Consider the following 9,434-nt stretch of genomic DNA (forward strand, 5'->3'; position numbering starts at 1 on the left):
CACCTGGCACCGAAAGGCCTCCCCATGACTACCACCGCAAGCGAAATCACCTACCGCCTTGAGCAGAAGCGCCGTATCCAGGCTGACTTCCCGGGCCCCAAGTCCCTCGCGCTGACCGAACGCCGTAAGGCGGTCGTCGCTGCCGGCGTCGCCTCGAGCGTCCCCGTTTATGTCGCGGACGCCGACGGCGGCATCATCCACGACGTCGACGGCAACTCCTTCATCGACCTCGGCTCGGGCATCGCGGTGACCAGCGTCGGCGCGTCAGATCCCGCCGTCGTCGGCGCCGTCAAGGAAGCTGTGGAGCACTTCACCCACACCTGCTTCATGGTCACGCCCTACGAAGGCTATGTTGCCGTCGCCGAGCAGCTGAACCGCCTCACGCCGGGCGACCACGAGAAGCGCACCGTGCTGTTCAACTCCGGTGCCGAAGCTGTGGAAAACGCCGTCAAGGTGGCGCGCCTCGCCACCGGCCGTGACGCCGTCGTCGCTTTTGACCACGCCTACCACGGCCGCACCAACCTGACCATGGCGCTGACCGCCAAGGCCATGCCGTACAAGACCAACTTCGGCCCGTTCGCGCCCGAGGTCTACCGCATGCCCATGAGCTACCCGTTCCGCGAGGAAAACCCGGAGATCACCGGTGCCGAGGCCGCCAAGCGCGCCATCACCATGATCGAGAAGCAGATCGGCGGCGAGCAGGTCGCCGCGATCATCATCGAACCCATCCAGGGCGAGGGCGGCTTCATCGTTCCGGCCGACGGCTTCCTGCCGGCACTGGCTGACTGGGCCAAGGAAAAGGGCATCGTCTTCATCGCGGACGAGGTCCAGTCCGGATTCTGCCGCACCGGCGAGTGGTTCGCCGTCAACCACGAGGGCGTCGTTCCGGACATCATCACCATGGCCAAGGGAATCGCCGGCGGCATGCCGCTGTCCGCGATCACCGGCCGCGCCGACCTGCTCGACGCCGTCCACCCGGGCGGCCTGGGCGGCACCTACGGCGGCAACCCGGTGGCATGCGCCGCCGCGCTGGCCTCCATCGGCTCCATGGAGGAATACAACCTCAACGGCCGTGCCAAGCACATCGAGGAACTCGCCCTTGGCCGGCTGCGTGAGCTGGCAGCTGAGCTTCCGGGCGGTACCGGCGGCTCCGTGATCGGTGACATCCGCGGCCGCGGCGCCATGCTTGCCATCGAGCTGGTGCAGGCCGGCTCCAAGGAACCCAACCCCGAGCTGACCAAGGCCGTGGCGGCCGCCTGCCTCAAGGAGGGCGTGATCATCCTGACCTGCGGCACCTACGGCAACGTCATCCGCCTGCTGCCGCCGCTGGTCATCAGCGACGACCTGCTGAAGGACGGCCTTGAGGTGCTGGCTGCGGCCATCCGCGCCAACGCGTAGTTACTCGATCAGGCCACGGGCCGGGCACCCTCTCGGGTGCCCGGCCCATCGTCGTTTCCGCGGGTAGAGTCATGCTTATCACTGCAACGCAGACCAGGCAGCGTCGCCGGGAACCCGGGCGGCGCCGTCGTCTGCCCTGAACCCAAAGAGGGGTTTTCATGCGATACGTAGTCGGCTACACACCCAACGAGCGCGGCGCGGACGCCGTCGCCCTGGCCTCATCCCTGGCACGCGCACAGGACGCGCACCTGGACATTGTCTATGTTGTGAAGACGGGCACACCGTACGTGGCGCTGAACCCGCAAGGGAACCGGATCAGCGTGGCGGAGCAGGACGTGCTGACGGCTGAACGCGAAGGTCTTGCGCTGGTGCCCGAGGGTGTCAGCGCCAAGTTCCACGTCCGTGAAGCCGACTCATTTGCGACCGGTCTTATTGAGGCGGCCGGGGAGCTGGAGGCCGGACTGATAGTGGTGGGCGCGGCCAACAACGGCCTGTTCAAGCGCTACTCGGTGGGCAGCATGGCCAATGCGCTGCTGCACGCCTCGCCCGTCCCGGTAGCGCTGGCTCCCCGCGGCTACCGCCGTACCGACCCCATCACCCGGCTGACCCTTGCCGTGGGCAAACGTCCAGGCGCGGAGGCTGCGATCGCTACGGCCGTCGGTGCCGCCAATCGCCGTGGCGTCCCGCTGCGCCTCGTCTCGCTCGTGGAACTGGACGAGCACGGCGACGGGGGCGAGAACGTCAACGCTGCTCACCGGCACGCGAACACGGTCCTGGACGAAGCCTCGCGCAGGCTCCCCGCCGGGCACCGGGTCACGGTGGAGGTGGCGCACGGCCGGAACATCGAAGAGGCGATCGATGACCTTGAGTGGGACGACGGCGAAATTGTCATCATCGGTTCCTCGCGCCTGGCCCAGGGCAACCGGCTTTTCATGGGCAGCACGGCCTACAAGGTGCTGCGGGCACTTCCCGTGCCGATGGTAGTTGTTCCGCGGGACTACGAGCGGGTCGACTCAGTCCCCGAAGTCTGACACCCGCCCGCGCTGGTGAAGCGCGAACGAACACTTAACGCCCCGCCTTCGCGCGCAGAAACAGCGGCTCAAGTGTTCGTTCGCGCTTCCCGCAGGGAGAGCTTCCGCGCCACCGAGTTCTTACGGGCGGTCGCCAGCATGTCCACGGTCAGCAGCAGCAGCGCCAGCCACACCACGCCGAAGCCGATCCACCGGTCCAGGGTCATCGTCTCCCGGAAGACGGCCAGCGCAACGATGAACTGCAGTACGGGGGCGAAGTACTGCAATAGCCCGATGGTGGTCATGGGCAGCCTGCGCGCGGACGCGCCGAAGAACAGCAGCGGCACCGCAGTGATGATGCCGGACGCCGCGAGCAGCCAGAAATGCCCGGCGCCGTTGCTCGCCAGCGAGGCGCCGCCGCTGACACCCAGGAAGATCATGGTGGCGGCCGCCAGCGGAGTGAGCACGATCGTCTCCATGGACAGGCTCGTGATGGCATCCACGCGCGGCCCCACCCGCTTCTTGACGAATCCGTACAGCCCGAAACTGATGGCCAGCGTCAGCGCGATCCACGGCAGTTTGCCGTAGGAAACGGTGAGCACTCCCACGGCAATGAAGCCGATTCCGACGGCGGCCCACTGCAGGGGTCGGAGCGTTTCCTTCAGGACGAACACGCCGAGCAGGACGGACACCAGCGGGTTGATGAAGTAGCCAAGCGAGGCTTCAACGGCCTGCCCGGTGGTCACGCCATAGGTGTACGTCAGCCAGTTCACTGCGATGAGCCCGGCGGCGATCGCGAGAGTGCCCAGCACGGAACGGTCCCGGAACGCCGCGCCCAAAACGCGCCAGGCCCTTGTTACGGTGATCAGCAGGGCGCAGAACAGCAGGGACCAGACCACGCGGTTGGCCACGATTTCGACGGCCCCGGCCGGATGCAGAACGAAGAAATACAGGGGGAGCAGCCCCCACAGCCCGTAGGCCCCGATGCCGAACAGGACGCCCGCCGTCGTCTCCTTGTCCACGGCCTTCAGGCCGGGCGTCTTGCCGCTTCCGGGCTGGCGGCCGGGACTGGTCATCGCAGAGGGCGCCGCGCCGGGCAGGGCAGAAGCAGGAGCAGCGGAAGAGACGGATCCGTCGGGGGTAGGCACAAGAGCAGTAACACCATCCGGCGGCCCGGTATTCCGTCCTGGCGGGTCGGTGTTGGCCTGCTGACGCCAAATAGTCAGTAGGCTTGCCATCATGAGCATGATGCATGGGCAGGTTGCAGCCCGATGAGGCTGCGCCACAGCAATGCCTCCGGCCGCGGCTACCGCAGGGTGCCGGCCGGCACAGGGTTCAGCTACCGGGACGTCGACGGGTCAACGCTGCCGCCGGGACCGCTCCGGGAACGGCTGGAAAGCATCGGCATTCCGCCGGCCTGGACGGACGTGTGGATTGCCCCCTTTGAGAACGGCCACATCCAGGCCACAGGGCTGGACGCCGTGGGCCGCCGGCAGTACATCTACCATCCCGAGTGGCGCGAGCGGAAGGACCGGCTGAAGTTCGACCGGGCGCTCCAGCTCGCGGAGTCGCTGCCCACCGCACGCCGGCTCGTCACCATCGACCTGAGGAGCGACGGCGTCACCCGGCAACGCGTCCTGGCCGCCGCTTTCAGGATGCTTGACAGCGGATCCCTGCGGGTGGGCTCGGAGCGGTACACGAACGAAAACGGCAGCCGTGGCCTGGCCACGCTGCTGTGCGCCCACGTGCAGGTCAGGAAAGGGCGCCTGCAGCTCAGCTTTCCCGCCAAGAGCGGCAAAAACTGGGAATCCGAGATCGTCGACGAGGACCTCGCCGCCTTGGCCCGGGTCCTCAAACGGCGCGGCGGCAACGCCCGGCTGCTGGCCTATAAGGACGGCCGGACCTGGCGTCCGCTGACCAGTGCCGACATCAACGGCTACGTCAAGGAACGTACCGGCTCTGATTTCACCGCGAAGGACTTCCGGACCCTGCGGGGCACGGTGGCGGCAGCCGTCAGCCTGGCCCAAAGCGGCCCGCAGAACCGGGTCGCGGCCAGGAAGGGCGCCATCAGCACAGCGATGCTGGAGGCAGCCGCGGTGCTGGGGAACACGCCGTCGATCGCCCGGAAAAGCTATGTGGACCCGCGGCTGCTGGACCACTTTGCCGCCGGGGAAACGATCGACCCCAAGCGGCTGGACTCCGCGGAATCGGAGCTGCGGGCCCTGCTGTACCGCGAAGGCGACGTGGTGGCGCTGCGGAAAAGCGGCTGAAGTGCTCCCGCGCAGAGAGCCGAAGCGCCGCGTCACGGGTTTCACTTCAGGATCGTACGGACAATTAGAATTGGTAACTGTGCGCAGGATGAGCAGGCGCAGTCTCCGTTCCAGAAGGGCTCCCGGTGTCCAACTCAGCTGAATCCGCCTCCCAACGGCCGCTCCGCGTCGCGATCGTCGGCGCCGGACCCGCCGGCGTCTACGCTGCGGACATCCTCACCAAGTCCAACGAGGTGAAGGGCGGCGACGTCGAGGTCAGCATCGACCTTTTCGAGGCCTACCCGGCGCCGTACGGTCTGATCCGCTACGGCGTGGCCCCGGACCACCCGCGCATCAAGGGAATCGTGAACGCGCTGCACAAAGTGCTGGACCGCGGCGACATCCGATTCCTTGGCAACGTCACCTACGGCCGGGACCTCACCCTGCACGATTTCCGGGCCTTCTACGATGCCGTGATCTTCTCCACCGGTGCCATCAGGGACGCCGATCTGGACATCCCCGGCGTCGAGCTAGAAGGGTCCTTCGGGGGCGCGGATTTCGTGTCCTGGTACGACGGCCACCCGGACGTCCCGCGCGACTGGCCACTCGATGCCAGGGAAATCGCCGTGATCGGCAACGGCAACGTGGCGCTGGACGTGGCGCGGATGCTGGTTAAGCACGCCGACGAACTGCTCGTCACGGAGATCCCCGACAACGTCTACGAGGGTCTGAAGAAATCGCCCGTCACGGACGTGCACGTGTTCGGCCGCCGCGGCCCGGCGCAGGTCAAGTTCACGCCGCTGGAGCTGCGCGAGCTCAGCCACGCCCGGGACGTGGACATCGTGCTGTACCCGGAGGACTTTGAGTTCGACGAAGCCTCGGACGACGCGATCCGCAGCAACAACCAGACCAAGACCATGGTGAACACCATGACCAACTGGCTGGTGGAGGAGCACGCCGAAGCCGAGCAGCCGTCCTCCCGCCGCCTGCACCTGCACTTCCTGCACAGCCCGGTAGAGATTTACGACGACGGCGGGTCCGGCAAGGTGGCCGGCATCAAGTTTGAACGCATGCAACTGGACGGCACCGGAAACGTCAAGGGCACAGGGGAGTTCATCGACTACCCGGTCCAGGCCGTCTACCGGGCCATCGGCTACCACGGCTCCCCGCTGGACGAGCTGGAATACGATGCCAAACGCGGTGTCATCCCCAACGAGGGCGGCCGCGTCCTCGACGCCGACGGCAACCCCGTCCCGGGCATCTACGCCACCGGCTGGATCAAGCGCGGGCCGGTCGGGCTCATCGGGCACACCAAGGGCGATGCCCTGGAGACCATCGGCTTTCTCCTCGAGGACCGGCTGACCCTGCCGCCGGCGAAAAACCCGGACCCGCAGGCCATCATCGACCTGCTGGAAGAGCGCGGCATCGAGTACACCACGTGGGAAGGCTGGAACAGGCTGAACTCGCACGAAGCAGCCCTCGGCGCGGCGTGGTCCGAATCCGCGGCGGCCGACGGCGTCGTGCGTGAACGCATCAAGGTAGTGCCGCGCGAGGAAATGATCGGCATCTCCCGCGCCTAGCACTCGCGCTTCTGCTGTGGCAGGTGCCGGCACCCATGGCCGTGGAACGGCGACAGAGCTAGACTTGCCGGACGGAGCGACGCCCCTTGATGGGGCGTGCCCGTCGGCAGCGCCCTCAATGCGGCACTGCCCGAGAGTGTGGCACATGGGAGTTCGATGAAGAACCTGATCCAGCCGGCAGCACCCGAAGGCGACGCCGCGGCGCTGCTCCAGCGGCGCGCCCTGGCCGGCCACGAGTATCTGGACGACCAGCTGGCCGGCAGGTTCGGCGGCCATGACTATGTCCCCGGCAGCATTCCGGAAGCCCACGCCTTTCCTGACGCCCCTGAGATTCCCGGCCTGCGCCGCCTGATCCGGGAATCATGGCAGCGCTCGGCCAAGCTGCACGCCAACCCTGACGTTCCGGAGGCGCCGCTGGCCATGGACCGGGATGAGCTGGAGGAATATCGACGCCAGCACCCGCTCGCCAGCATCATGCCCGTGATCCAGAAGCTCCTCATCCAGCCCAGCCACGACAGCGGCCTGCTGGTCGCTGTCGGTGATGAAGTGGGCCGGCTGCTCTGGGTGGAAGGCGATCCGGTGATGCAGCGCCGCGCGGAGGGCATGATGTTCGTCCCCGGTGCTGACTGGTCCGAGGCCACGGTGGGAACCAGTGCGCCCGGAACTGCGCTGGCGCTTGGCAGGGGCCTCCAGATCTCCGGCGCCGAGCACTACAAGCGTTCCGTGCACCCCTGGAGCTGCACGGCAGTCCCTTTCCAGGACCCTGATTCGGGCGCCTTGCTGGGCGTCGTGGACATCACCGGCACGGAGTCGGCGGTGGCGCCGCACACCCTGTCACTGGTGGAGGCCACCGTGGCCGCCGCCCAGGCACAGCTGCGCGTCGAACGGCTCCAGCTGGCGGCGGCGCAGGCCCGGATGCCGGCACGACGGCGGAGCAGCGGTTCCGTAGCCAAGTCCGGTTCCACAGCCGAAGGCAGCCTGTACCGCAACAGCCTGCAGCTGCTCGGCCGCGACCAGGCGCTGCTCAGCATAGAAGGCCGGACCGTTCCTTTGTCCGCCCGGCACAGTGAAATCCTGGCCTTGCTCAGCACGCACCCGGACGGCCTCAGCGCCGAGGAACTCAGCACCCTGCTCTATCCGGGTGACAACTCCACCATGACCCTGCGCGCCGAGATGGTGCGCCTCCGCAAGGTCCTCCAGCAGCTCAACCCCGCCGCGGTTCCCGAGTCGCGTCCCTACAAACTGACCATGGACCTCGTGCCGGACAGCGGCCAGGTACTCAGCTGCCTGCAGCGCGGCGCCCACCGCATCGCCCTCGAGATCTACCGCGGCGCCGTGCTCCCGCGGTCCGAGGCCCCCGGCGTCGTGGACCTGCGGGACCGGGTGTCCTCGCTGCTGCGCGAGGCCGTCCTGACGGACGGCAGCGCGGAATCGCTGCTCAGGTATGCGGAACTGCCGGAGGCGAGGGACGACGTCGGCGTCCGCCTTGCCGCCCTGAAGCTCCTGCCGCCGCGCTCACCCAAGCGGGCCGCCGTCGTCGCCGATCTTGAACGGCTGGAAACCGAGCTCAGCGCCTGACGATGGTTGCGACCGTGCAGTGAGCTGGCTCACACGCTTGCAACCTTGCTGCAACCTTCCCGCTCCTAGGCTGGGTGCAACGGCGATCACCCTGCGTGTCGCCATCATGTTGCAGAGCAAAGGAGCCAGCAATGACCGTTTACGCACAGCCCGGTACCGAAGGTTCGAAGGTCACCTTCAAGGACCGCTACGAAAACTGGATCGGCGGCGAGTGGATTGCCCCGGTCAAGGGCCAGTACTTCGATAACATCACCCCGGTCACCGGTAAGGCATTCTGCGAAGTTGCCCGCGGCACCGCCGAGGACATCGAACTGGCACTGGACGCCGCACACAAGATCGCGCCGTCGTGGGGCAAGACGTCCGTCGCCGAACGCGCGGCGGTCCTGAACAAGATTGCCGACCGGATCGACGAGAACCTCGAAATGCTGGCCGTCGCCGAATCGTGGGACAACGGCAAGCCCATCCGCGAAACCCTGAACGCGGATATTCCCCTCGCCGCCGACCACTTCCGCTACTTCGCCTCCGCCGTCCGGGCCCAGGAAGGCCGGCTGTCCCAGCTCGACGAGGACACCACGGCCTACCATTACCACGAGCCCCTTGGCGTGGTGGGCCAGATCATCCCCTGGAACTTCCCCATCCTGATGGCCGTCTGGAAGCTGGCGCCTGCCCTCGCAGCGGGCAACGCCGTGGTGCTCAAGCCCGCCGAGCAGACGCCGTCCTCCATCCTGGTCCTGATGGAACTCATCGGCGACCTCCTGCCGGCCGGCGTGCTCAACGTGGTCAACGGATTCGGCGTGGAGGCGGGCAAGCCGCTGGCCTCCAGCCCGCGGATCCGCAAGATCGCGTTCACCGGCGAGACCACCACGGGCCGTCTGATCAGCCAGTACGCCAGCCAGAACCTGATCCCGGTCACGCTTGAACTCGGCGGCAAGAGCCCCAACATCTTCTTCAACGACGTCGCCGAGTCCAACGACGCCTTCTACGACAAGGCACAGGAAGGCTTCACGCTCTTCGCCTTCAACCAGGGTGAAGTGTGCACCTGCCCGTCCCGTGCCCTCGTCCAGGAGGATATTTACGATTCGTTCATGGCCGACGCCGTGGCCCGCGTGGAGAAGATCATCCAGGGCAACCCGCTGGACACCGAAACCCAGGTCGGCGCCCAGGCCTCCAACGACCAGCTGGAAAAGATCCTCTCCTACATCGACATCGGAAAGCAGGAGGGCGCCAAGGTGCTCACCGGTGGCGCACGCGCCCAGCTCGACGGTGACCTGGCCGGCGGCTTCTACGTCCAGCCCACCGTCTTCGAAGGCCACAACAAGATGCGGATCTTCCAAGAGGAAATCTTCGGCCCCGTCGTTTCCGTGACGCGTTTCAGCGACTACAACGACGCCATGGGCATCGCCAACGACACCCTCTACGGGCTCGGCGCCGGCGTCTGGTCCCGCAACGGCAACGTCGCCTACCGCGCCGGCCGCGAGATCCAGGCCGGCCGCGTGTGGGTCAACAACTACCACGCCTACCCGGCCGGCGCCGCGTTCGGCGGCTACAAGTCCTCCGGCATCGGACGTGAAAACCACGCCATGATGCTGGACCACTACCAGCAGACCAAGAACCTCCTG

Annotated in this window: 7 protein-coding genes; 6 read left to right on the forward strand and 1 reads right to left on the reverse strand. The window is 67.0% G+C overall.

The window, feature by feature from the left end:
• The first annotated feature begins 24 nt into the window (after positions 1–24).
• Positions 25–1,398: a 4-aminobutyrate--2-oxoglutarate transaminase gene (gene gabT, locus AC1D14_RS21480; protein WP_230117456.1), complete on the forward strand. Its 1,374-nt coding sequence runs from the start codon at positions 25–27 to the stop codon at positions 1,396–1,398.
• Positions 1,399–1,556: 158 nt separating this feature from the next.
• Positions 1,557–2,429, forward strand: a complete 873-nt coding sequence (locus AC1D14_RS21485; protein ID WP_230117457.1) for a universal stress protein — start codon at positions 1,557–1,559, stop codon at positions 2,427–2,429.
• A 68-nt stretch (positions 2,430–2,497) separates the two neighbouring features.
• Here AC1D14_RS21485 and rarD read toward each other — a convergent pair whose 3' ends face one another.
• On the reverse strand, positions 2,498–3,484 hold the full coding sequence (gene rarD / locus AC1D14_RS21490; protein ID WP_476882440.1) for an EamA family transporter RarD: 987 nt from the start codon (positions 3,482–3,484) through the stop codon (positions 2,498–2,500).
• A gap of 195 nt (positions 3,485–3,679) precedes the next feature.
• Between rarD and AC1D14_RS21495 the strand changes: the two genes are divergently transcribed.
• The 4 genes from AC1D14_RS21495 to exaC form a co-directional block, all read left to right on the forward strand.
• A complete protein-coding gene (locus AC1D14_RS21495; RefSeq protein WP_230117458.1) occupies positions 3,680–4,678 on the forward strand; it encodes a DNA topoisomerase IB in 999 nt (332 codons plus the stop codon).
• Between the two features lie 125 nt (positions 4,679–4,803).
• Positions 4,804–6,237 (forward strand): FAD-dependent oxidoreductase, encoded by a 1,434-nt coding sequence (locus AC1D14_RS21500; protein WP_476969148.1) that lies wholly within the window; start codon positions 4,804–4,806, stop codon positions 6,235–6,237.
• A 156-nt stretch (positions 6,238–6,393) separates the two neighbouring features.
• Positions 6,394–7,815 carry a helix-turn-helix domain-containing protein gene (locus AC1D14_RS21505; protein WP_230117460.1) on the forward strand — a complete coding sequence of 474 codons (1,422 nt, stop codon included), beginning with the start codon at positions 6,394–6,396 and terminating at the stop codon, positions 7,813–7,815.
• Between the two features lie 131 nt (positions 7,816–7,946).
• Positions 7,947–9,434, forward strand: a 1,488-nt coding sequence (gene exaC, locus AC1D14_RS21510) for an acetaldehyde dehydrogenase ExaC (protein ID WP_476882434.1), incomplete at its 3' end; no start/stop codon positions are given.

The organism is Arthrobacter sp. P1_B11 (genome assembly GCF_056406715.1).

Excerpts from the sequence above, each read along its gene's own strand:
- gabT (WP_230117456.1), top strand. The coding sequence starts at position 25 with ATGACTACCACCGCAAGCGAAATCACCTACCGCCTTGAGCAGAAGCGC.
- AC1D14_RS21485 (WP_230117457.1), top strand. The coding sequence starts at position 1,557 with ATGCGATACGTAGTCGGCTACACACCCAACGAGCGCGGCGCGGACGCC.
- rarD (WP_476882440.1), bottom strand. The coding sequence starts at position 3,484 with ATGACCAGTCCCGGCCGCCAGCCCGGAAGCGGCAAGACGCCCGGCCTG.
- AC1D14_RS21495 (WP_230117458.1), top strand. The coding sequence starts at position 3,680 with ATGAGGCTGCGCCACAGCAATGCCTCCGGCCGCGGCTACCGCAGGGTG.
- AC1D14_RS21505 (WP_230117460.1), top strand. The coding sequence starts at position 6,394 with ATGAAGAACCTGATCCAGCCGGCAGCACCCGAAGGCGACGCCGCGGCG.